At 58.8% G+C, this 21,914-nt stretch carries 25 protein-coding genes; 11 read left to right on the forward strand and 14 right to left on the reverse strand.

Annotation, left to right across the window (positions count from 1 at the left end; translation table 11 throughout):
* Nucleotides 1–31: 31 nt before the first annotated feature.
* Genes J2Y68_RS15930 through J2Y68_RS15945 form a run of 4 tightly spaced genes read left to right on the forward strand, consistent with a single transcriptional unit; the run spans nucleotide 32 to nucleotide 2,496 of the window.
* Nucleotides 32–463 (forward strand): LexA family protein, encoded by a 432-nt coding sequence (locus J2Y68_RS15930; RefSeq protein ID WP_309994777.1) that lies wholly within the window; start codon nucleotides 32–34, stop codon nucleotides 461–463.
* Nucleotides 456–1,754, forward strand: coding sequence for a Y-family DNA polymerase (locus J2Y68_RS15935; protein ID WP_309994778.1), 1,299 nt, complete (start codon nucleotides 456–458; stop codon nucleotides 1,752–1,754). Before J2Y68_RS15930 ends, J2Y68_RS15935 begins: the two co-directional genes overlap by 8 nt.
* Nucleotides 1,755–1,783: 29 nt before the next feature.
* Nucleotides 1,784–2,098, forward strand: coding sequence for a hypothetical protein (locus J2Y68_RS15940; RefSeq protein WP_309994779.1), 315 nt, complete (start codon nucleotides 1,784–1,786; stop codon nucleotides 2,096–2,098).
* Complete coding sequence (locus J2Y68_RS15945; protein WP_309994780.1) at nucleotides 2,098–2,496, forward strand: hypothetical protein; 399 nt, start codon at nucleotides 2,098–2,100, stop codon at nucleotides 2,494–2,496. Before J2Y68_RS15940 ends, J2Y68_RS15945 begins: the two co-directional genes overlap by 1 nt.
* Nucleotides 2,497–2,545: 49 nt before the next feature.
* Here J2Y68_RS15945 and J2Y68_RS15950 read toward each other — a convergent pair whose 3' ends face one another.
* Nucleotides 2,546–2,839: a hypothetical protein gene (locus J2Y68_RS15950; protein WP_309994782.1), complete on the reverse strand. Its 294-nt coding sequence runs from the start codon at nucleotides 2,837–2,839 to the stop codon at nucleotides 2,546–2,548.
* Nucleotides 2,840–2,914: 75 nt separating this feature from the next.
* Between J2Y68_RS15950 and J2Y68_RS15955 the strand changes: the two genes are divergently transcribed.
* Complete coding sequence (locus J2Y68_RS15955; RefSeq protein ID WP_309994783.1) at nucleotides 2,915–3,058, forward strand: hypothetical protein; 144 nt, start codon at nucleotides 2,915–2,917, stop codon at nucleotides 3,056–3,058.
* Nucleotides 3,059–3,070: 12 nt separating this feature from the next.
* Nucleotides 3,071–3,907: a helicase associated domain-containing protein gene (locus J2Y68_RS15960; protein ID WP_309994785.1), complete on the forward strand. Its 837-nt coding sequence runs from the start codon at nucleotides 3,071–3,073 to the stop codon at nucleotides 3,905–3,907.
* Between the two features lie 57 nt (nucleotides 3,908–3,964).
* On the opposite strand, the gene J2Y68_RS15965 is transcribed toward J2Y68_RS15960, so the two are convergent.
* From J2Y68_RS15965 to J2Y68_RS16005, 9 genes are all read right to left on the reverse strand, one after another.
* Entirely contained in the window at nucleotides 3,965–4,492 is a 528-nt protein-coding gene (locus tag J2Y68_RS15965; protein WP_172324910.1) for a hypothetical protein, read from the reverse strand.
* A gap of 115 nt (nucleotides 4,493–4,607) precedes the next feature.
* On the reverse strand, nucleotides 4,608–4,865 hold the full coding sequence (locus J2Y68_RS15970) for a DUF2188 domain-containing protein (RefSeq protein WP_309994787.1): 258 nt from the start codon (nucleotides 4,863–4,865) through the stop codon (nucleotides 4,608–4,610).
* Between the two features lie 138 nt (nucleotides 4,866–5,003).
* The gene (locus J2Y68_RS15975) at nucleotides 5,004–5,708 is read right to left on the reverse strand and encodes an SOS response-associated peptidase (protein ID WP_309994788.1); all 705 of its coding nucleotides are present in this window, start codon (nucleotides 5,706–5,708) and stop codon (nucleotides 5,004–5,006) included.
* Nucleotides 5,709–5,830: 122 nt separating this feature from the next.
* Nucleotides 5,831–6,664: a hypothetical protein gene (locus J2Y68_RS15980; protein ID WP_309994789.1), complete on the reverse strand. Its 834-nt coding sequence runs from the start codon at nucleotides 6,662–6,664 to the stop codon at nucleotides 5,831–5,833.
* A 464-nt stretch (nucleotides 6,665–7,128) separates the two neighbouring features.
* Entirely contained in the window at nucleotides 7,129–7,905 is a 777-nt protein-coding gene (locus tag J2Y68_RS15985) for a DUF4145 domain-containing protein (protein WP_309994790.1), read from the reverse strand.
* Between the two features lie 212 nt (nucleotides 7,906–8,117).
* Complete coding sequence (locus tag J2Y68_RS15990; RefSeq protein WP_309994791.1) at nucleotides 8,118–8,390, reverse strand: hypothetical protein; 273 nt, start codon at nucleotides 8,388–8,390, stop codon at nucleotides 8,118–8,120.
* Between the two features lie 741 nt (nucleotides 8,391–9,131).
* Complete coding sequence (locus J2Y68_RS15995; RefSeq protein WP_309994792.1) at nucleotides 9,132–9,659, reverse strand: hypothetical protein; 528 nt, start codon at nucleotides 9,657–9,659, stop codon at nucleotides 9,132–9,134.
* Nucleotides 9,660–10,048: 389 nt separating this feature from the next.
* Entirely contained in the window at nucleotides 10,049–10,558 is a 510-nt protein-coding gene (locus J2Y68_RS16000; RefSeq protein WP_309994793.1) for a barstar family protein, read from the reverse strand.
* Nucleotides 10,559–10,568: 10 nt separating this feature from the next.
* Nucleotides 10,569–12,302, reverse strand: a complete 1,734-nt coding sequence (locus tag J2Y68_RS16005; protein WP_309994794.1) for an IS30 family transposase — start codon at nucleotides 12,300–12,302, stop codon at nucleotides 10,569–10,571.
* Nucleotides 12,303–12,745: 443 nt separating this feature from the next.
* On the opposite strand from J2Y68_RS16005, the gene J2Y68_RS16010 reads away from it, so the two are divergent.
* Both J2Y68_RS16010 and J2Y68_RS16015 read left to right on the forward strand, forming a co-directional pair.
* Nucleotides 12,746–12,877, forward strand: a complete 132-nt coding sequence (locus tag J2Y68_RS16010) for a hypothetical protein (RefSeq protein WP_309994795.1) — start codon at nucleotides 12,746–12,748, stop codon at nucleotides 12,875–12,877.
* A 581-nt stretch (nucleotides 12,878–13,458) separates the two neighbouring features.
* Nucleotides 13,459–14,634, forward strand: a complete 1,176-nt coding sequence (locus J2Y68_RS16015; protein WP_309994796.1) for a DUF4062 domain-containing protein — start codon at nucleotides 13,459–13,461, stop codon at nucleotides 14,632–14,634.
* Between the two features lie 418 nt (nucleotides 14,635–15,052).
* Here the strand turns inward: J2Y68_RS16015 and J2Y68_RS16020 are convergent, their stop codons facing one another.
* Together J2Y68_RS16020 and J2Y68_RS16025 are read right to left on the reverse strand one after the other, a co-directional pair.
* A complete protein-coding gene (locus J2Y68_RS16020; protein WP_309994797.1) occupies nucleotides 15,053–16,012 on the reverse strand; it encodes a hypothetical protein in 960 nt (319 codons plus the stop codon).
* A gap of 141 nt (nucleotides 16,013–16,153) precedes the next feature.
* Nucleotides 16,154–16,966, reverse strand: a complete 813-nt coding sequence (locus J2Y68_RS16025) for a DUF6338 family protein (protein ID WP_309994798.1) — start codon at nucleotides 16,964–16,966, stop codon at nucleotides 16,154–16,156.
* A 959-nt stretch (nucleotides 16,967–17,925) separates the two neighbouring features.
* Here J2Y68_RS16025 and J2Y68_RS16030 point away from each other — a divergent pair.
* The 3 genes from J2Y68_RS16030 (at nucleotide 17,926) to J2Y68_RS16040 (ending at nucleotide 20,344) form a co-directional block, all read left to right on the forward strand.
* A complete protein-coding gene (locus J2Y68_RS16030) occupies nucleotides 17,926–18,222 on the forward strand; it encodes a hypothetical protein (protein WP_309994799.1) in 297 nt (98 codons plus the stop codon).
* Between the two features lie 1,019 nt (nucleotides 18,223–19,241).
* The gene (locus tag J2Y68_RS16035; protein ID WP_309994800.1) at nucleotides 19,242–20,066 is read left to right on the forward strand and encodes a hypothetical protein; all 825 of its coding nucleotides are present in this window, start codon (nucleotides 19,242–19,244) and stop codon (nucleotides 20,064–20,066) included.
* An 86-nt stretch (nucleotides 20,067–20,152) separates the two neighbouring features.
* Nucleotides 20,153–20,344 (forward strand): hypothetical protein, encoded by a 192-nt coding sequence (locus tag J2Y68_RS16040; RefSeq protein ID WP_309994801.1) that lies wholly within the window; start codon nucleotides 20,153–20,155, stop codon nucleotides 20,342–20,344.
* A 136-nt stretch (nucleotides 20,345–20,480) separates the two neighbouring features.
* Here J2Y68_RS16040 and J2Y68_RS16045 read toward each other — a convergent pair whose 3' ends face one another.
* Both J2Y68_RS16045 and J2Y68_RS16050 read right to left on the reverse strand, forming a co-directional pair.
* Nucleotides 20,481–21,110: a GNAT family N-acetyltransferase gene (locus tag J2Y68_RS16045; RefSeq protein ID WP_309994802.1), complete on the reverse strand. Its 630-nt coding sequence runs from the start codon at nucleotides 21,108–21,110 to the stop codon at nucleotides 20,481–20,483.
* Nucleotides 21,111–21,245: 135 nt separating this feature from the next.
* Nucleotides 21,246–21,824, reverse strand: a complete 579-nt coding sequence (locus tag J2Y68_RS16050; RefSeq protein WP_309994803.1) for a recombinase family protein — start codon at nucleotides 21,822–21,824, stop codon at nucleotides 21,246–21,248.
* Nucleotides 21,825–21,914: the final 90 nt, after the last annotated feature.

Genomic DNA, 21,914 nt, shown 5'->3' on the forward strand with positions numbered 1-21,914 from the left:
ACTCGAACATAGTTTCGAATAAAGGTGTGTTGTGGGCGTGATAGTTGGCCCCCGTGTGATAGATGCGGGACTGTCCTTAGTGACGGTGCTGGTGGCACCGGTAGCGGTGGCCGCCGGCTATCCCTCGCCCGCCCAGGATTACTTCGACGGCCGGATCGATCTCAACGCGCACCTGGTCAAGGACGTGACCAGCACGTTCATCGTCCGGGTCACCGGCCAGTCCATGGAGCAGGCCGGCATCAGCGATGGCGATGAGCTGGTGGTGAACAGGGCGCTGGAGCCGAAGGACGGTTCCGTGGTTGTGGCGATCCTGGACGGTGAGCTGACGATCAAGAGGTTGAGGATCACGCCGTCAGGGGTGATCCTGCAGGCCGACAACCCGCGGTTTCCGGACATTGAGGTTCCGGCGCTGGCCGAACTCTCGGTGTGGGGCGTTGTTGAGCGGTGTTTGCATTATGTCTAAGCCCGCGGTGATGCGCCGGATGCAGGAGATCGCGCACGTGGACGTGAACTGCTTTTACGCCTCGGCCGAGCGGGCGTTCAACCCGGCGTTGGAGGGCAAGCCCATCATTGTGCTTTCCAACAATGACGGCTGCGCCGTGACCCGCTCCCCGGAAGCGAAACGCCTGGGTATTGCCATGGGCGATCCGTGGTTCAAGCTCCGGCCCCGGGCCAAGGAATGGGGTCTGGTGGCTTTGTCGAGCAACTACGAGTTGTACGGGGACATCTCCGCCCGGGTCATGGAGCTGTTGGGCCGCTACTCGGCCTGGTTGGAGGTGTACTCCATCGATGAGGCGTTCCTGGGCGTCAAAGGTGAACCGGACGAGCTGCTGGCCCTGGGCCGGGAGATGAAGGCCGCGTGCCGGCGGAACGTCGGCGTGCCGGTCTGCGTCGGGATCGCACCCACGAAGACCCTTGCCAAGCTGTGCAACAAGTGGGCCAAAAACAACCCAGCTTTCAACGGTGTCTGCCGGTGGGAGTCAGTGCCGGCCGTCCAGCGCGAAGCGCTGATGGCCAAGCTGTCCGTGATCGAAATCTGGGGCGTGGCCACCAGGCTCACCAAGCGCCTGAACGCGATGGGGATCTTCACTATCGCTGACCTTGCCGGTGCTAACCCGGTTGCTATCCGGGACAAGTTCTCCATCGTCATGATGCGCACCGTCCTGGAACTGCAAGGCACCCCGTGTATCCCGATGGAAGAGGAACGGATCGGCCGGGACCAGCTGATTTTCTCCCGGTCCTTCGCCACACCGATCACCACAACGGCAGGGTTGCGGCAGGTCATGAGCGTCTACGCGCAAATGGCCTCCGCACGCCTGGCCAAACACGACCTGCAAGCCAAGGTGCTGACAGCCTTCGCGGCGACGTCGCACTTCAACCCCAACGAGAAGTCCTTCCCCTCGGTCTGCCTGGCGCTGCCGATGCCGACTGCGGATCCGGTGTTGCTGACGAAGGCAGCCCACGCGCTGCTCCCCCAGGTCCATGAGGGCGTGAAGTACGTCCGGGCCGGGGTCATGGTCACCGACCTGCGCCCGTCCGGGAACCAGAAACCCTTGGAGCTGTTCGAGAACCCGCACGAAGAACGCGGCATCGGGATCCTGCTGGAAGACGTGGCCAAGCGGTACGGCCGCGGATCCATCGGGCTCGGCCATGCCGGGATCAAAGGCGGGCCGGACTGGTCCATGAAACGCGACATGCTCTCCCCCAGGTACACCACCCACTGGGACGAACTCCCCCTCGTCAAGGCCGCCTGACCGGCGCCCAGCAAGAAAGGAAACCACAAATGACCCTTGCGCCCGAATCCCCCTCGACCGTCCACGACATCGAGGTCCGGTTCAGCCCCGACGGCACACCGTTGGCGATCCGCCACGACGGCCGGATCTGGATGGTTGACCCCGACGTCCACACCGCTCACTGGTTCACCAGGGACGCATGGTGGGAAACCCGGAACCGGGCCGCCGTCGGCACCGGCGATGTCGTCAGCGTCGAACACTGGCAAGTCCAAGCCAAACTACCGTCCCTTAACGCCGAACTGCGCACGTTCACGCTGCGGCGGGAACCCATGGCCACCGCGTGGCAACTCGAATCCATCAGCTAGTGCCGGCTGACCTGTACCATTCCCCTGTTCCTGAACAGCTGTGGGAACGGATCCGCAACGAGTTCCACCTCCCGAGCCTGGATCAAGTCCGGGAACGGTTCTCCGCCATGCAGGAGGATCCCGAACCGGTCATACGGGAACTGGTTAGGGTCTTCCTGGACGGTGGGACGTATTGCCCTGGTTACCAGTTCCGCCCGGACCTGACCTTGGAGCCGGTGGTGGTGAAACTGTTCGAACGAGCCATGGAGCTGCGGATCCCCCACAATTATTTCGCACTGTGGATGATGGTCCCTTCCCCTGCTCTGCAGGGGAAGTGGCCCGTGGATCTCCGCCGCAACAACAAGGCATCAGCCCTGCTCGTGGAGCTCGACCGGACCTTTGCAGGCAGAGCGGCCTAATCGATATGGGGACGCCCGAAATAACAGCGGCCAGCAGAGCCTTCTGCGTCTATCTGCCCCAGCGTGGGGTTGCTGCGCGGGCCTTCAGGGCACAGCACAGCGCGTACCAGGACAGGCCGGTCAGGCTCATACTTCCGGCTGACAGGCACGGCGAAGCTATGTTGTCCGTCGGCAGGGACTGGCCGGTCACCATCAGAACGGCCGAGACCAGAATCAGAACACATGCGGCACTGGTCCACTGGCGGAATGACCACCGGTGAAGTCGCGCGCCCGAACCATCGTGCCACCACAGCCGCGCGTGTTCTTTTAACGAAGCGGCCGCGATCAGCGGGTTGGTTTCCATACGCTCATCCTTGCATTCACCTCTGACATTTCGAGCCTCGCGGCCCCACCAGGTGACGAGGCCTAGGATATGGGAGTGAAAGTGACCCTGACCGTAGAGGCCGGCGACGGCGAACTCAGCCACGTCGAAGCCGAAGGTGAGACGTATGAGAAGGCCAAAGCGGCCGCCGAAGCGCTGATCCCGGAAGGCTCCAAAACCATTGCCATCCGCACCGACTAGCAAGCGCACCGCATGAGTTCAGAGACACGAACGGCAGTTGAGTCAGCTCAGCTGATAGCGGCGTTTTACAAGGACAAGGGGTACCTGCCCACTCGGCACACTCCTGCTTCAGGGGAGCACAAACGCCTGGCGTCAGCTCTCGAGAGGCTGCGCCGGCTCGAAGCCGGCGGGACCCTCCCTGAAGACGCAGCCCGGATCCTGTACAGGGCCCATCCGCACTGGATGGACCGGTCCGAACAAGCCACCGAGCGCTGGCGACGTACAGCGGAGGACTTCATCTCATGGGTACAGGGGAACGGCAGGTTCCCGAGCCAAACCGCCGAAGACGCCTCGGAACGGTTCCTGGGCAGGTGGCTGGTCCGGCAGCGTGAAGATGCGCGCCGGGAACGGTTCCCGGCCCGGGTCCGCGAGCTCGATGACCGGCTGCCTGAATGGCGTGAGACCTTTACATATCAGGACAGGCACTCGTACATCGAGTCAGCCCAGCTCATCGCCGCCTACGTCCAGCGACACGGCACGCTGCCGGCCCCGGATGGAGAAAGCAGCGAAACAGCACGCCTGGCAAGAGTTTTGCTCGTCCTGCGGAACCAAAAAAGGCGTGGCCTGCTCGCCAAGGAAGCCGTCCAGGCGCTCGATGCTGCGTTCCCGGGTGGCTGGACGGGATCGCTCTCAACGTCGAACGGCACTGGCAAAAAAGGGCCGCTGAGTTCATCGAGTGGGTGCAGGACAACGACAGACGCCCGCACCGTAACGCCGCTGACCCCGCCGAACGTGCCCTCGCGGCATGGGTCGCAAGGCAAAGAATGCACGCAAAGCAGGGCCAATACCCGGCCCGGATCAAGGAGCTGAACAAACGCATGCCCGGCTGGGACCGAACACCCTAACTCCGGAAGCGGCAGGGCAGGGCTATTTATCGGCCCAGCGCTCGTGTGCGGCTTGGCGGCTGATCCCAGCCGCCCGGCCAATATCCGTCCAGGAAGCGCCGGCTGCTTTCGCGGCCGCGACGGTCTTATCCAAGCGGTGCCCGGCCTGGCGGTGCTCCCTCGCAGCGGCCTCCACACCAAGGATCGCTTCAGACGGGGCGATGTGGGCAAGCCATTCCTCGTGAACAGCATCTTCCACGAGGCTAGAGACGAAGGCTGCTTCCCCTGGTGCAAGGTATTCCCTGCGCGCCTCAAAATCAGCTTCTGCAGGTGTGAGAACTCGTTGCCATAATTCTCCGCGCCAGCCGCATTCGCAGGCTCCGCGCCAGTTCATGATCTTGTCGTCAGGAATGAGGTCCTGGTCGGGCGCGAAGTCCCCTCCTGATGGATAGTCCCCAGTGATCCCAAGGAACAGCATTCCCTCCCTGGTCGAAGTCGACGAGAGCCTGCCGTCCGGCGCAACCGACGCTACCCAGCCCTCGTGCTTGTAGTCGTTCGAGATCCAGCCCATGGCGTCATGCCTTCCTGTCAGGGTTCCCTGACAGAAGTCTCTCAGGGGCCTCTGACAATAACCAGAGCCACGGAAAAAGCAGAGCATGCCGGGGAAGGTTCGGGCCTGCCGGGGTTTAGTGTTTGGTGTCCTTGGCTGGTGACTCGTTCTTGGATCCCGAGTCGCTGTCGCTGAACTTTCCGTCCTTGTTCTGGATCCGCACTTCGCCGTGTCCCCGGCCGGTGTTCTCCACGATTTCCTTGGCCCGTTTCTCAGCGGCCTTCTTCGTGGGTTCATGGGCGGAGACGCGTTTGGCGTCTTCCTTCTTGACGTCCCAGCCGCCGCGATCGCTGTTGGGGACTACGTACCGGTCGTTGTCGTTGCCTTTGGCCATTTGGATCCGCTCCTTACCGACGTAAACTGATTTTGAGCCCAGCCTAACGGCCAATGGATGCACTGCCCCTTTATATGTGCCCGCTGAGTGGCAATCGTGACGGGAAAATTGAAAGATTTTTCTGGCGGTCGGGGTCCGTCACTCCGCGGGTTCAATCAGCTCGGGTCCGTTGTTCCGGACACTGTTGACGCGGGTGCTGACAATCCGCGGGGTCAGGGTCGGTTCCGGCAAGGAATCCAGCAGGTGTTGGACGTCGGCTTTGTCGGTCAGGTCCGGGTCGAGCCATTCCGCAAAGCGGTCCTGCGGAATGATGACCGGAGAGCGATCGTGCACGTGTCCCAAAGCGTCCTGGGTCGTTGTGGTCAGGACTGTGCAAGTCAGCAGCCACCGTTCAGGATCGTCCTCCGGGAGCTCAGGATCGGGCCAGAACTCATACAGGCCGGCAAAGCCCAGCAACGGTTCCTTCTCCGAGAACAAATAGTTCGGGATCTTCTTCCCGTCCTCGGTCTTCTGCCATTCGTAGTAGCCCTCGGCCGGAACAATAGCTCTGCGCTTGACCGCGGCCGACCGGAAGGACGGCTTCTCCAGAATGCTCTCGCTGCGCGCGTTGATTAGCTTCGAGCCGATCTTGGCGTCCTTCGCCCACGACGGCACGAGCCCCCATTTGGCGATCAGGAGGCGCCGATCGAAGGTTCCGTCGTCCAGGCGCTCGGCCACTATCGCCACGTTCTGGGTCGGGGCGACGTTCCAGCTCGGCCCCGGAGGGCTGCCTTCAACTTCCTTGGCATCAAAGTGGCTCAGAAGATCGCTTGTTGCCTTGGACATCACGTATCTGCCGCACATGAGCCCATTCTGCCCCACAGAACCGGTCAAAGACGGGGATTTTGGCACCGTCCCGTGCCGCCGCCACCACTGGCTCCTGGGCCGGCAGGCATACCGTAACGGCTTGCCTGCCGGGATCAACGCTAGCCAGCGGACTCAGTCCGTGCCAGTTCAGGGTTTCGGGCTAGTTCTACCAAGCCCTCGGCGTAGTCTTCGACCGCGATGCAGATCATCTTCAGACGATTGTCGAGCGACCCCCATGGTCGTGAGGGTTTGCCCGTAACGGGGTGCGGGGCGGCTTCGATGTCATGGACATCGATATCGAACTCGAACTGCAGATCAAGCATCCTCGGTGTCAGCTCGTCGTCTCCAAGCCTGGTGAAAGTGACCACGATGCCATCGTCGTTGAGCGGACCATCGTTAATCTTGAGGTCGCGAATGGTGTCTTTGTCGTAAGTTCCGTTGACTTGCTCCGGCCTCATCGCGAGTTCGTGGGCGGCGCGGTGCCGGTCGATGCGCGCAAGATCGTGCAGGATGCGAAGGCAATTCCACCCGGGGTTCTCCGCCTGGAAGGGTTGAATTCGATGAAGGGCTTCGATGAGATGCGGAGACAGATGCTGTAGCCGTTTCTTGTTAGCGGTCCATTCCTTGGGTGAAAGCGCGATGGGCCACTGAAGTTGCGAAGCTCCTGGCGGTGGGTTCGTCCCGGAGTCGATGATCGCCACAGCGTATAGGCAGTTATCCAAGCCGGCGCGCAGGTTTTGAAGTGCCTCACCCAACAGGATGGAAAGTTGGTCGGGGATGGGTTCACGGCGTTCAATTCGAATTGCCCCGAGGCCTTGTGCATCGATGTCGACTCGGATCCGGGATGGCCGGCTTCCGAGGTACGCATCGAGGAGTTGGGCGAACTCTTTGATATTGGCCTGGGCACGACTGATTCTGGCCTGCGACAGTGACAGTTCACGCAGTGGCTTCACGATGTAGATGCTCCCGGTTGGAATTCGAAGTTGGCCCGGTCCCAGGTCCCGGCATGAGACACAACGTTACCGTGCAGGCGAAACGCGCATCCGTCCCACTTGGAACTGGGACACTGCGGTCGTCGAAGGCGGTCCAGTCACGATGCTCGGTCTTCGACCGACTCCGGACCTCGCGCCTTCTGCCTTCCCCGGCGGCCCCATGCCGGTTTCGGTTGAGGTGATCGATGCTTCGGGAGAGCCCGTAGGCGAGCTGCTCGTCTGGGTGGACGCAGGCCATCTGAGTGCACTGGAATTTGCATGGTGGACGGACCAACCGCCGGGTCGGCTTCCTCATCCGAGCCAGCTGAAGGTTAGCCAGAAATGAGTGTCCGTGAACCTCCGAAGGTCCATTCTCTAGCAAGCATCCTCGGAGGACGCACTAGAATAAACCTCGCCAGGGATACCGCGAGAGGCCGGCTTCCTGATCACTTTGCGTATATTTGGCCTTTGGCTTCATTCACGGCCCGCACGCGCTCTTTAAGTTCCGGGGCCACTATCAGTTCATTGAATGCAGCTTCAAAAAACTCCAAACCGTCGACAACGGCACGGACACTGAGCGGTTCCCCTTCGTGAGATCCTGAGTTCCCGATCCACTTGATGGCGAGAAGCTGTTCCCCCACTTCATGGTTCCCTGTTTCTGTCTTCCAGAGCTCAATACGCTTGTGAAGATTAATGCGTCTGGTGTTCTCGTCGTATGCAGGTATCCCCCAGTTGGTGAGGAACAGCTCTATCGAGGCGCGAAGCACTGTCGCGGCAGAGCTAGGATCAACGAAGATGATTGGGGCGGCCCGGTCGATGGCATTGCGCACACTCCATGGCACCGCTTCTGGCAGCGAGAGTAGAGGCAGCGGTGGGTTGAAATAGTCAACTTTGTAGAACTCTGCATAGGGGATTCCTTGATACTCGCTTCCTGAGCTCGAAGTGGCGTAGTCGACTCGGAACTTCCCAACTCCGATTACCGTCTGCTTGCATTCTCGGTTATCGCAATGCCCGATCACGTGCATCGTCCCGGTGATCCATTCGGGCTCCCACCCCTCGCAATCCATGTCTTTCATGGATTGCTCGTTCCGGGCCGTTTCAGGCTTTTCCCATGAAACATATCCTTCTCCGCAAGTTCGGCAATGCGGGCGCGGCCAAGGCCTGCCCTGCTCAATCTCTTCATCGAATCTTTGAACGACCCGGAGGTGGGTGTTGACCATCATCTCTTCCCTGTTAACGGTTACACGGTCAGTAACCCCGTCGAAGACAGCATATTTCGTGGAAGAGAAGTTCTAGCCAAGGCATGGAAAGACGAGGATTGCGCTCATGGGAGCGCTAGGCGTGCGTCCGTAAGCCGATCCCTTAGCGGGCGCCGTCCCCTGATTTTTTGCACCGGCCGCCATGCCGGCGGGAATTTTGACGGAACGAGCCCTATTCAAGGCCGGGAGTAGAGGACTCTCCCCGTCGAGGCGTCTCGGATTTGGGTGACCTTGTCGGTAAAGAAGAAATCGATCGGCTGGCCGGCCACGAACGGGCTTGCGTTAGTTGTTATATGCGCGAATTCATCGCCAAGGTCGTATCCCCAAGCGATGTTGAACACCGTGAAAGTGTCCCCGTCCTGTACGTCCACCAAGGTTCCGATGCCATCACGAGCATTCAAAAGATCGACTAAATCCGTGTCTCGGGGCTCAGGGTGTGACACTTCCATGAAAGCCAGACTATCGGCGGCACGCCCCGAGCTGTCTAGGCACATACCGAATAGCCGACCATGTCCGATAAAGGATCCCTTAGCGGACCCTCGAAACCCCCTGGCTGGCAGGACGAAGTCATCTAAGGAACCACTTCTAGTCTGAGAGGTCCTCTCCTTCGGCCTCATGCTGGTGCCCAAGGGCCTTACCTAGCGGCGTTAGCCGCAACCAAAAGCCCTCACCCATTGGTCGCCATTCCAGAGCGTCAAGTGCCAGCTCTGACCGAATCACCCATATTTCTGACGGCAGCGCCCAATCCTCAAAACCCGTCTCCCCAAGCTCTCCAGGCACCATGAGCCCCTCCGAATAAACGGAGTGAAGGACGTCCAGAACTACCTGTTTCGTAAGGGAGTTAATTGCGCCTCTTGTGCCCCACCACACGCCGCCATGCAATGAAACCCAGTCGGCCAGGCCCGACACGAGCAACTTACGAATGACTTCGTCTTTGCTCACCACGGCACGCCTTCCGCTAGTCACGTCCGACCTGATTCGATTGCCGGGAAGATATCAATCGATAGTTCGCTGGTCCTGACTTAGGACTTTCATAGGGGCCTTGAGCCATCAGATACGAATTGTGTAGCTCAACGTCCATAAACGCAGCTTAGTCGCAGCATGGCGGAGGTGGCGTGACGCCCGGTGGAGGATCCTGCAACGGGACAGCGGAGCTAAACCCACGGTGTTTCTGTTGGGTATCTTGCGGTTCAAGCGATTCGCCGGCGAACATCCTTGAGAGACCTGACGCCTTCGTGACGAAGGATCCTAACCGTCATGAAGACAATAAGAGCATGCACAAGGACCAAGCTAAGCGTGGCGCCATATTCGCTGAGGAACACCGCCATCATCGCGATGGACATCAAAGAGTAAACAATGGCAGCAACCAGCGGTCCTGGGCTCATCGTCCTTAGCCCGCGTAGATTCCAGATTCCAATGAAGAGGCCCGCAATAGACAACATACTGAATCCCACGATCACAGCGACAAAGCTGGCGATCCATCCGGCAGGTATCTGTGTTCCCCTGGCCTGATAGTCCAGGAGTTGCCCATTGATCTGAAGCGTATTCACGACAGCTATCCACGCCGTGAACAGTCCTAACATCAAATCGATGAAGCCCAGGCAGTAACGCCGAAACCTCGTCGCTCCATCAGGGACAGCGTGCAGTTCCGATGTTAGAAAATCGGGCAGCGCTCCGGCATCTGATTCGTTGGTCTGCGGCTGCAGTTCGTTGCCCAATCGCGCTCCCTCTCGTACGCCGGAAGCGTCCGCTTTCCATCCGGAAGTGTATCCCGCCCAGCTACACTGCGCTCCTCGGGAAACTGGCGTACTACAACCGCGCCCGTAAGCCGGTCCCTCACCGGCCGTCGCTACCTTGCGCCAAACGCCCCCGCGGTTCAGGACTACTGGATTCCCGTATGACCCGCCCGAAAAAATGTCCGGTGAAGGTGCGGCGGATTCGCGTGGTCGACGCAACACTGACTTCTAATTGGGGCAGCTTGCCGTCCCTCATTGACATTAGCGACGTATGAAGAAACTGTGTAACGACGCTCTTGGTGGAGTGCACCAGCTAGAAGCGTCGTTTCGAACCCAGAGCTCCCGAAGGGGTCGGTTGCTGAGCTTCTGAATCACTCCCTGTGATTCCATGTGACTGAGGTGCCCCCGACCGGAGGGACTTCGATCTGACGATCGTCGCTGTGCACGAGACACATCATTCGGTTGCCGAATAGGGCCGCGTAGGCGGCCTGCTTGGCAAAGATGTCCAAGAGAAGATGGGCTGTTCTTGTATCTCTCTTGGCGAATTTGTCGTAGCCATCAACCACGATCACTAAACCTGTATCTGCGTCTGTCCAGCCGTAGGACTGTGTTGCTACGTCATTTAGGCAGTCGTTAAGGGCATGGAGGTTACGCCCGTAATACTCGGGAAAGTCCAGTGCTTCAGCCATGTCCCGATGCATGTCACGGCTAGATTGCCACAAGGCGGCGTCGAGGTAGATCACCTTGTAACTGCGCTGACCTAGCCATGAGATTGCCTCGTCTAGTATCGTCCGCTGGCCAAACAGACTGATGAACCCATTCTGAATGAGAAGAAAGTCGAGGGGATGATTCAGCTCGTCAGCCTGGTCCCATGTCGCCATAGGCATCACTCTAGTCCGGGCTGATCCGGTACTCGGCCCGGAGGGCCGTTGCTGGGTTCAAGTAGTTCAGACTCTTCCGCGGCCTGGTGTTGAGCTCGTCGCAGACTTTCTTGACGTGCTCGTCTGTGTGCACCGAGAGATCCGTGCCTTTCGGAAAGTATTGGCGGGCCAAGCCGTTGAAGTTTTCGTTGGCTCCGCGCTGCCAAGGGCTGGATCTTTCGGCGAAGTAGATCCGCAGTCCAGTAGCAGCCGACAATTCCTGGTGACGGGCCATTTCCACGCCCTGATCCCAAGTCAATGTCCGCTTCAGGTGAGAGGGCATTGTTGAGAAGGCCGCGATGATCGCTTGGTTGGTCTGCACAGCGGTGTGTCCGTTTGGGAGGTTGATGATGATTCCGTAATGGGTCTTGCGTTCTCGTAGGGTAACCATCGCCGAGGCTGAGCCGACGCCCACGATGAGATCACCCTCCCAGTGGCCGGCCTCCGCTTTGGTCTCGACCTCGGCTGGTCGTTCGCTGATCATGGTCATGTTCTGCACGACGGATCCGTGCCCGGGTCCGGTTCTCCACCGGTGTTTGCGGATCTTCCGCCCCGTGCGCAGCCGTGGCTTGCCGTCCGTTCTTAGTCCGCCATGGTCGCCGAACAATAGTGCTTGATAGATGGTCTCCGGGCAGAGCCGCAGGGCTGGTTCGCCGGGAAATTCCAGGGGTAACCACCCGCAGATCTGTTCCGGGGACCAGTGACTGGTTAGCTTTGCTTGGACCAGTACGTGCAGGCGTGTATTAGCTTGCAACTTCCGCTTCCGTGGTCGACGCCGCTGGTTGCGCGCATTGTGATCGGCTACATGGGGTAAGTATCGCCCATGGTGATCACGGTGCCGGTCGAACTCGCGTTTGATGGTCGACGCGTGCCTGCCTAACTCCCTGCCGATTTGCCGTAGAGAGCATCCCATGCGGAGCAGGTCTGCCATGTGAAGCCTTTCGCGCCGACACAAATATCTGCCCGACGGAGGTTTGAGGCTGGCTCGTGGTTGTTCTGCCCTGCGGTTCCGAAGCCTTGTTCCGATAACCCTGCTCACGCCCAACATCCTGCAGGCGGCAGCATTGGATGCACCGGAGCCCACCAATTCCCAATATCGTGTCTCCCGTAAAGCGCGCCGCTTTTGCGCTGGTAACAAGGGAACTGTTAAGCGCTCTGCAACGATCCGCGCAGTGCGGATCGCGTCCCACTCGGCCTTCTGCAGGCGTGCTTTCTCGGCTTCCAGCTCCTTCCGACGCTGGGCCTCCCACCTGACGGAGGTCCCCGGTGAGAGCCATAAAGCATTTACAACCTCCGCCAAGGGAAGCCGGCTTCGCAAAACAACGAAACGACGATAGACCCACCGGTAACCGGTCGAATGCTTCACGCCTGCTGATGCGGCAGCAGCCCCTACACTCACGCCAGCCGAATATGAGGCCCAGAACGCTTCCTCAACTGCTGCGTCGACTTGAAAGTGATGGCGCCCAGCACCTCTCAGGAAGCGTTCATTCCATTTCTCGGCATTGCGTGAGGTGAACCCAAGTTCGATCTGGGCTGCTGCGTGGTCGAAGCCTTTGCTACGGAATCGGAGGTACTCATCACGCAACCACCGATAACCGGTCTCCTTACCTATCCCGGCCACCCGTACTGACTCTCTGAAACTCCTGCCTTCCTTGATAGGAGCAAGAAACCTAACACCGGTAGGCGAATCGAACAGTTGATACATCGAAGGAACTCCCTGGATTGGGTGTTGCTTTGATCAACAGAATCCGAGGTGCCCTAAACGCTACACAGCTTCCTGTCCCACATCCTTAGAAGTGGGACACCTCCACTGGGAGACTCCCCTGCACAACCAAATCCGCGAGATCCCGCGAAACGTAACCGTCCCGTATGTAGTCCCAAAAGTCGTGCAACAAATCTCCGTTACGGAGACAACTTTCGGTACGGTGCAGTGGGCGAGGTGCCTATGACGAACCAGGTCATCGACCGGGCCGCGTTTTCTGCTGGCATAATTCAAGAATGGTGATTGAGAGTTCCGGGGACTGGGTCCTCGAGCCAGTAGGACGGCCAGGGGAGCACTTCTGGCTACTTACCAACGAAACAGGCGAAGACGCTAGGCATGTCCATGCGGGCATAGACAATCGCGATGCTCTTCATGTGGAGGCGCGAATGGAAGACCTGGATGACCTGTCATTCAGCTGGAAGAACTCCCCCGGCGAACGAGTGCGGGTGGGCTGGGCATCCAGTAAGGCTCCTCGACTCCTCACGTACGTGCCGTTCCCGGAGTCACGCCAAGCCTAGGACGCGGCGCTGCAGCCAGCGTTGCCGAGGGAGGTTGTTCGCGCTGTTTCGGTACGAGCTGCACCACTAATAGAGTCTGATCTGAAGTGGTCAGAATTTGCCTACTCTTCTGCTATCGGGCGGATGTTTGAAGCACGCCGGTTGGCATCTTCGAGTCGTAGGCTCAGTTCTGCGTGTCGCCGCTTAAGAGAGGACGCTTTCGCTTGGGCCCGCAGTAGCTGGACCCTGTTGACGCCCGCCCGAGGAATCATCAACAGCAGAACTAGCACTGCGTACCGTTTCTTCACGAACGGGCCAAGGATGTCAAAGACAGCGGTGCCGGAAGCTGGCTGGAGGAGAAGCTTGAAAAAACGCAGGCGCTTGGCGCTGTTCATTCTGACAGGTTGTAGATAGGAATCCAATCCCACTGAACGAGCGTATTCCTGGGGATCTTTATCTTCGCTGCGCGCTGCTGAGCGCAGCTGATATGGATAGTGGAAGTCTGAGCTCTTGAGCTCTTTGTGGTGCCACTTTAGGAGAGACTCCCCCGGATCAAAACCGGCAGACCGTCCTGCAAGGCTCCGCTGGATACAATCGTGCCTATGAGTGTAGAGAAGCGTGAGCAGGTTTTCATCAGTTCCACATTCAAGGACTTGGTGGAGGAGCGCCGCGCCGTCCTTCAAACACTTCTCGAGGCAGACTGCATCCCTGCTGGCATGGAGTTATTCCCAGCCTCCGATGACGAGAAGTTCGACCTCATCAAGCGGGTTATCGACCTCTGCGACTACTACGTGGTCATCATCGGCGGACGCTACGGAAGCGTTGATGCCCAGGAGCAGCTTTCGTATACGGAGATGGAGTTCGCTTACGCCGTGAAGACAAAGAAGCCGGTACTCGGTTTTCTGCACGGCGACCCTGGAAAGCTTCCAGGTGAAAAGCTCGACCTAGATGCTGATCTTAGGAAGAAGCTGGATGCGTTTAGGGCAAAAGTCGAACAGAAAATGGTGAAGTATTGGCATGAACCCCGTGATCTGCCCGGCCAGGTTGCGTTGGCGATCATGCAGATCCGGAAAACACATCCGGCCGAAGGTTGGATTCGGGCTGGTCAAGCAATGACCCCCGAAGTGAAAGCCGAACTTGCAGAGCTGCGAGCACGGGTCCGTGAGCTCACTGCCGAACTGGAGGCCGACAATAAGCACCGCGGCAACGCCCTTGATCCTTCCGAACTAGTCCAGGGGGAGGAAGTAGCTGAACTTCAGTGCATCGTGGAATTTCACTGGAAGGACACCCTCGACAGCGGCAAGGCCTTCAACTCGAACCGGACAAGGGCCAGCTGGGTGGTTTCACCCACGTGGAATGAAGTTCTCAAGCACCTTGGACCCGAACTGATGGACGAGGCCGCCGAGGGGCCAATGAGAAAGAGCCTATCCGCGCTGTGCCTCAAGCTGTCGCGTAAAGACCTGATCAAGACAGACTCCCAAGAGCTCGATAGAGCAGAGGAAGAAGGCGACAGCGAGGGCGGGGACGATCGGGTTGGGAATATCTACGCAGCACCTGTCACCACCGACAGCTTCAACGACGTTAAGGTCCATTTGAATGCTTTGGGATTGATTGAACAAGGTACCAAGCGACGTCCAGGCAGTGACACCAACACATACTGGAAGCTCACCGACCGTGGCCAAGAGCAGCTGCTCATGCTTCGTGCCAAGCGCCGCACAGTACTGACGGAACTCGAAACGACGGCAGAGAGCGATGACCTTGAACAGGTACCCGTCTGAGGTCTACTGACCTCAGACGAGCGTGTGTGTCACTGTCGCGCCAGACATACTCCCCTCATCGGGAGAACCGAAGGCCATCGGCCTGGTTATCTCTGATATCCGGAGCGGTGGTCTTTTTGTTGTCTCGGAGCAGAGGTCTCTGGTCGGTTCGCCGCTTCGGCGGCGCGCTGTTGGCGCAGCTGCTCCAAGGCTGCTTTGACCTTCTGGGATCCTTCAGGCTTCACGATGGTCTGCGCTGCTTGAGTGATGGCCTCTTCCGTGCGCGGTTTCACTGGTGCACCTGGTTGGCGTGACTGTCTCAGGTAGGCGTACCCTGCCGCGCCCAGGCCAGTGCTCTGTCCGTGAGGCCAAAACCGTGCATTCCCCCCCAATGCGTCCCGTCCTATCTGTCGGAAACCTAAAGCCTACCGGCAGTCCATCATGCCTTTTCGACGTCTTCTTCGGCATAGCGCCGTAGTTGCTCAACGCCATCGGCTTCAGTCCGAGCCAGACCCAGCTCGTCTTCGACCATGAACTCCGGCCTTAATCGCCCCTCTTGCCGCCCAGCCTCAACCTTCCAAGCTTTACCGTCTGGGACAAGCCTTCCCATAACTTGTCCTGTGGAGGCCCATGCGACATTGCGCGACCCGTCGCCCATATTGATGCTGGTGATCAGTTCGCCGTACGAGACATCTCCGAAGGACCCTTTTGGGACTCCTTTGAGTGGCTGCCCGGTGGGGGGTACCCGGTAGAAATCGCAACGAGGATATCCATCTTTGTCTTTCGAAAGAACCCTGAAGTTGATGCCGTATAGGTGCCCCTTATCGGTTACGCGGCCGCTGAAATCGTAAGGCTCGTCGGGGTTGGCGCCGGGGATGGTCGGACCATCCTTCTCCGATATTTGAATCTCATCCGCCGGTGCGCTGATGTAGATCTTTTTCATTGGCCCCTTGCCGCTAATGCCCGAGAAATCCGTGAGGGAGAACCAGTCGCCGTCTAGGGGAGAGTCCGGCAGGTAACAAATGTTGAACGCGGTGGGCGTGGCATTTCGCTTAGCTACCTCTTCCAGAGCTTCCTGCCTTCCCCTGCTCACGAGAGCGTCCTGTCTCGGCTTGTCGTAGAACCGGATGCCAGATATCCAGGTAGCCAGCCTTTTCACCAGATTCAGGCCTCTGACCATCAACCCTCGCGTCTGCGGGACGATCAGAAGAACGATTACGACTACGACCACACCTAACGGCGCTACGTCCCGCCAAAAGGCAGGATTCTGGGGGCCGGAAATTGTCCCTGTCCAGATTGCTACGAAGTAAGCAATGACTGCAGCACCTATGAGTGTGCCCACTAGGCCGCCTATTGCGCCGGCAAGGGAGTTTTCGACGATCCTGTTCTTCTTGTTCACTTTGGAATCCTAGCCCCCACCGCCCAGGACAATGGATCGCATGCCGTGGTGAACGATGATGCGGGAAGTGACGAATCCTCCAGCCAACCTGAGTTTCAGCGCTAGCATCGGGGTCTGTCGCCCGATGCTAGAGCCGTGGTCCTACCCCTGAGTGTGCCGCTGCGCCCGCTCGTTCGGTAAAACCCTGGGAATCGTTCCTCTACGCCGCGCGCTTGATCTGCTCCACGGCTTCTTCGAACGTTTCCGGTCAGGCTGTTCGGGCACGGGTTCTTCCGGTTCCTCGTAGCCCACGGTGAGATAGTCCACTTCCGGCGCTTGAATCACAACCGTTCCGTGCGGCTCAAGCCTATGAACATTTTCACCGTCAGCCATCCGATACCAGATCTCGCCAGTAAGGGTGAAGGCTCTGTCCGGTGTTTCGTCGCCGTTCCTGCTGAATGACTTCAAAGCACCCTGAATCCACGCGCCACTTTTCAGCTGTACCCCTACTATCACTTTGTGGCCCGGCATCATCTCGAATGCCGTGTTCCAAGCTGATTGGCCGCGCTCTATGGTCTCTGGCGTCTTCTTCCTCATTTTCAACCACTTGCCCCGGCACCACTTCACAAAACGGGATGCGGATTCACTACCGAAGAAGGTGCCAAACGACACTGCCAAGGCAAGGTCTATGAGGGTGACGCCAAAAAACACCTGCGAGTCCTGCCGAAAGAGCACGCCTGGCTCGATGAAAAACTGACGCAGTGTACTTCGTGCTGGTTCAAAGAAGAAGGCCGCAATGTAATGAAGGATGAACACTGCCACGAGAGACGCAGCGCTGGCTATAACGACCGCGGCTGTCTCTCGGAAAGCAGAACGTTTAACCACCGAACCGTGGCCTTCGTACCTCCAGATAAACGCTATACCCGGCAACAAAAGGCATACATACAGCAACGCGGCGACGGGCTCGGTGGGCACCCTTACTCCTTAACGAGAATCCCGGCCGCGATAATGGGGGCAGTACACGACGACAAGGAGCATGACATGGCAGACAACAAATCTAGCAACCCCGCCTCGTCCGGCCGTAGCCGGACAACTAAGTTGGCGGAAGGGCAAAAACCCGCCAGCTACTCAGTTCCGCCTGCAAGCATGAAGCCCGGGTCCCCGCCCGCAGCTCCGAAGAAATAGCGCAAGAAGAATCTGGGCCATCAGGGTGAGCCAGTTGTAGCCCACCGTAGATGCAGAAGGCCGGCAAGGAATCTCCCTGCCGGCCTCGCTTGCCTTTGTGCTCATATCCCGGCACCGCAGGGCCCGGAGTTCACGGAGGGTCAGCAGCTTGAGCCGGAGCGGAACTGTATGATCCGCCAGGACAGCCACAAAAACGTCGTAGACACAAAGGACCGGGCACGGCGGAGCTCTGCGACGTCGGGACCAGGCCCAAAAGCCGGACACGGAGCTTGCGGAGTGGACGCCCGATTCTTCCCTGGTTGAAGCGCAGCGGAAACCAGGGCCCTCATTTGGGTATTGCTGAGCGGCTTGCCGGCCAGTCCCTTGTTATGGTGGGCCAAGGTCCCGCCGGATTTGTCCCCCATCTGCCGGCAGGACTGTTTTCGGTCCTGGACTGTTGCGCTCTGCAGATGCGGTTAACGGGCGGAAGGCCGGCACCAGATCTGAACTGGTGCCGGCCTTCCTTGTTTTCCCTCAGCAAAAGGAAATCTGCGTGTGAGTCTACCCAGTTACCCGCGGCACCGGTGTCTTAGAGGCGCTTGGTGCGTGGTGGCGGTCCGCCGCCGCTGCGCCACGGAGCTGTGCTCTTGCCGAGGCCCAGCAGCGTGACAGCGCTATCTCCCAGCTGTGGGCATCCGGCGATATCGTTTCCTTCTCAAAAGTGCCGGCAACTGAGCTTCATCACGCGGTGGTGATCTCGACCGGAAACCGTGGAAGACGCTCTCGGGACGTACTACGGTCAGGGATGGCTTGTGCTGGTCCACAGCTCATGGACAAATGAGAACCTTATCCGCGCAGGTCAAGCCCTTGGAAACCTCAACCCAGATGAGCTTCTGACGATCGGGGAAGGCATCGATCACAACGGCCGCCGAGTCCTCCGGGTCACACTCATGAGAGAAAGCCCGGAACACCTCTCCGTAATCCAGGACTACCCACTGGGAATGATCCAACCAACCTTCTGGATCGAGAGCGACTCACCCAAGAAGTCCACCCACGCCGACCAGTAGTGCACTGCGTCACCCCTTGTCACTCGCTGTTCTGTGTTGACGCCCTCTTCCGCCGGGGCCACACTAGGCCATGGACCCCGAGTTGCTACCTTAACGGACGATGAGTTCGCCGATCACCGAAACCGCCCATGCCGCAATGGCAGGAAGTAGTCCTGCACACTGTATTCCAAATGCCCAGTTATGAAGGACACGAGTGTTGGAACACTCCGGTGTATTCGAAACCCTGAGAACGGCTGTCTTGCTCGTGTAGAAAGGTGGGCATAATGAACCTACTGATTTCTTCGTCGCCTCGTTCGACATGGATCACTGTGCCCGATGCTGGTACTGCCGCGGCGGTTCGTTCTATCCTGTCCGACTCTTGCTGGGAGGTGTGTCGAGATGGCGTTGCCGATCCGTTGACTTTGGACGTAGGCATTGGTGTAGAAGCGATGGAAGCAGGCGATCGACTGATTGGGGCCGGGTACAGATTCAACTGGCACCCTCACCAACATCCCTTGAATCGACGGGGTGCTGCCTGGGGAATCCCAGTCGAAGCGGATGCCTGATCTGCGGCCTTCGGATATGAGACCTTCCGTGAACTCCTTGGCTTTCGCCGCGACAGTGGGCCACCGCCCGGTGGACCTACGCGAGGCACGGGACCCGGCGCCGCTACTGAGGGCACTGGAACAGCTCCGTGTCGATGTGGCGGCCTAAAATTATGGGTGTGAAATTTACCTGACCCTGGAGGCCGGCGACGGCCACGTCGGCTACGTCGAGGCCGAAGGCGAAACGTATCAGGACGCCAAGACTGCGGCGGAAGCCCTGATTCCCGAAGGCTCTAAAGCCATAGCGATCCGTACCTCCTGACAGAGTTTGAGGCGTTGCCGACCGTTACCCTCATTCTGGGCTACGAGTCGGCCCTGAACAGAAGAGAGCCTGTACCCCTGGCTGGGGTACGGGCTCTCTCGTGCGCCACCTCGTTCGGAAAGGCGGAAGGGACTAACTGAGGTGGAAGTTCGCCTGTGTGTACTCTTGGCTTTGTGAAAGGCGACAAGCGAATCCGCAGGTGGCTCTCCGTTTGGGGGACTACGATTTTAGCCGGCATTGGGGCCATAGCTGCCGTCGGCGGACCTTTCTGGGGTAACTTCCGAACGGAAGAATCCGAACGCTGGATCGCTTTCGGTGTTGGCGCGCTCGGAGCTTTAGTAGCGCTTGGGATTCCGATCGGCGAAAAGGTCAAGCTCCATCGGCGGATCTCAAGACTGGAGAGTGAAGCTAAGACCGCATATGTGCGGGCTCGGGCAGACTTACAGTACACGCTGAATCTCCTTCTGGATCCCCTGTTGAGGAAACTAGGACGGCTGGCTAGAACGCGACCTGGTTCCAGGGAAAGAGAGTCCGCAGCGGTCGAATTGAAGGTTCGCGCCCTCCACTTCCTAATGAGGGTGACAAATCCAGAAGAGACAGGGCTTCGGGCAACCTTTTTTCGTTGTGAAGGTACCGGCCAGGATCTTCGTCTCGTTGCGGACGAAAGCACAGGCACGGAAACGAGAGAGCACTTTGATTCCTCAACAGTTGAAGGAAGGCGTGCTCTGCGAGTCGTCACGGAAAGGCTCACCGACTGGTCGGAGAACATTGCCAACGAACCCGAGGACCGTATCGACAAGGACCGCCACCACGGCTACGCGACGTTCGCCTCAGCCTCGGCCTACGACGGGGTAGAGAAAATTGGGTTGGTGACCGTCGATGGCCAGAAACCGGGGGACATCGCAAAGGTCGACCAGTTTGTGGTCCAAACCGTCGGAACAATCATTGCCATCTCCGACGCGCTGCGAAGGAACAAGAGGCGGGAGCCCAACGTTTAATTACTACAGTGAGGTGAGTCACAAGGTGCCATTGCTTTAGCAGGGTGGCAGAGTAGTCTTATCATCCAACCGGCGAGAGGAGGAAGATGGCTGAGAAACGACTCGAGTACCGCCCGGATGAGGTGACCATCGAGGACGAGAGAGCGTACTTCCTGAATGCATGGCAGCACACCCTCCAAGAGGTCCGAGAAGAAGTTGAGAAGGAACTCTCCGCTGAAGCTGATCCGGCGCCACGAGAACAGAAACACCGCCGCCACCGTTGGCTTGTGGCTTCGTAACAGAGGCCCAGGTCACTGGCAGGAAAAAGGTGAGTCGAAGGAAGCCCCAAGGTACATAGCCTCGGGGCTTCTCCTTGACCGGTCCCATCTCCGCATAGATGGCATCGGCTCCTACGAGGAATCTGCGTGATCCGGTTCACGGCCCAGGATTCCCTTCCTCAGTACCCGCGCAGGTTCTTTCTGAGTCGAGCGTCGGACGTTGAATTGCCCAGGCCCGATAGCCCATCCCCCGCTGGATACCCAAGTCTTTATTCCTATAGGCGCTGATTCTGACCCTATAGATTTTCGCGCCGATTGACCTGGCGTATTTTTCATTGAGCGCCCTGGCGGCAAGGTTGTCGTCCTGTGTAGCAAGCACAATGTCCCTCTCAGGCTCATATGCAGCTGCTGCGGTCATCAGCGCGATTCCTACCCCTCGTCGCTGCGCCCCTGGAGCGACCGCAACTACTTGCAAGAACATCGGGTCCGAAGCCTTTGAGCCTTTGGTTGAGATGCAGAAACCGACGTGGACCCCGTCGATCTCGGCGATCAGGACCCGTTCATCGTTGATTGTGGAAGCATTTTCTCGCACACTGCGGACAGAAATGGGAGAACAGACGATTTGTAGGTCTTTCAGTCGGCGGCCGTCCGGGGCTGTTGCACTGGCTAGCCGAATCGAAAGTGCAGAGGAGGGCAGACGCCCCAACTGGCTTGTCCAGTTCGAGAATGCGGGGTCCTCGCTAATCCTGAAGTTCGGTTCGAAAGCCTCGTAGTCGCTCTCGCTCAATCTGGAAGACACGTTTAGGGGCTGCTTTCTGTAGCAGATAAATGGGAACTGAACTCCAGACCGTTTGGGTCGTCATGAGGTTGGACTCCATGTTCCGGATGTTGCTTTGGATGATCTCATGTGGGCTTCTGCGGCTCAGGATTCCATACTCAGGTACCGGTAGACAGTAGCCCGGCTGACGCCAATGATCTTTCCGATATCCGTAGGCTTGAGACCTCGGGCTTTGAGTTCATGCGCCCTCACGACCTTCTCATGCTCAGTTGTGACCTCACGCCGGCCTGCCTTTCGACCGTTCGCCGCGGCCACGGCCATGCCGGCCTTTGTGCGCTCCGACAGCTGGTCCCGCTCGAGCTGCGCGAAAGCAGAAATGATAGTCACCATCGCTTGGGCCATCGCTCCCCCAACCTCACTGGCCGGATCAGTGGCGATGCCATCCCTCAGAGAACGGAACTTGATGCCGCGGGATTTGAAGTCATCCAGGAGCTCGAGCAGGTGTCGGGTGCTGCGTCCCAGCCGGTCCAGCTTCCACACCACGACTTCATCCCCTGGGCCGAGACGATCCAGCATCCTGTCCAACTCTGGACGACTCACCCTGGTCCCGCTGATCCCCTGGTCTTTATAGATCCGCTCACACCCAGCCGCTTCCAGTTCCCGGATCTGCAGATCCGTGTTTTGGTCAGCCAAGTTAACGCGGGCGTATCCAAGCCGTGCCATCACTTCTCCGTCTAGCTAAAGGTATTTCAAGGACAATGTTGAGAATACCTCCGTGAGACCCTTTGTTGGGACAAGGGTGTGGAGTTTGCC

Source organism: Paenarthrobacter nitroguajacolicus (assembly GCF_031455195.1).
GTDB classification, from domain to species: domain Bacteria; phylum Actinomycetota; class Actinomycetes; order Actinomycetales; family Micrococcaceae; genus Arthrobacter; species Arthrobacter nitroguajacolicus_D.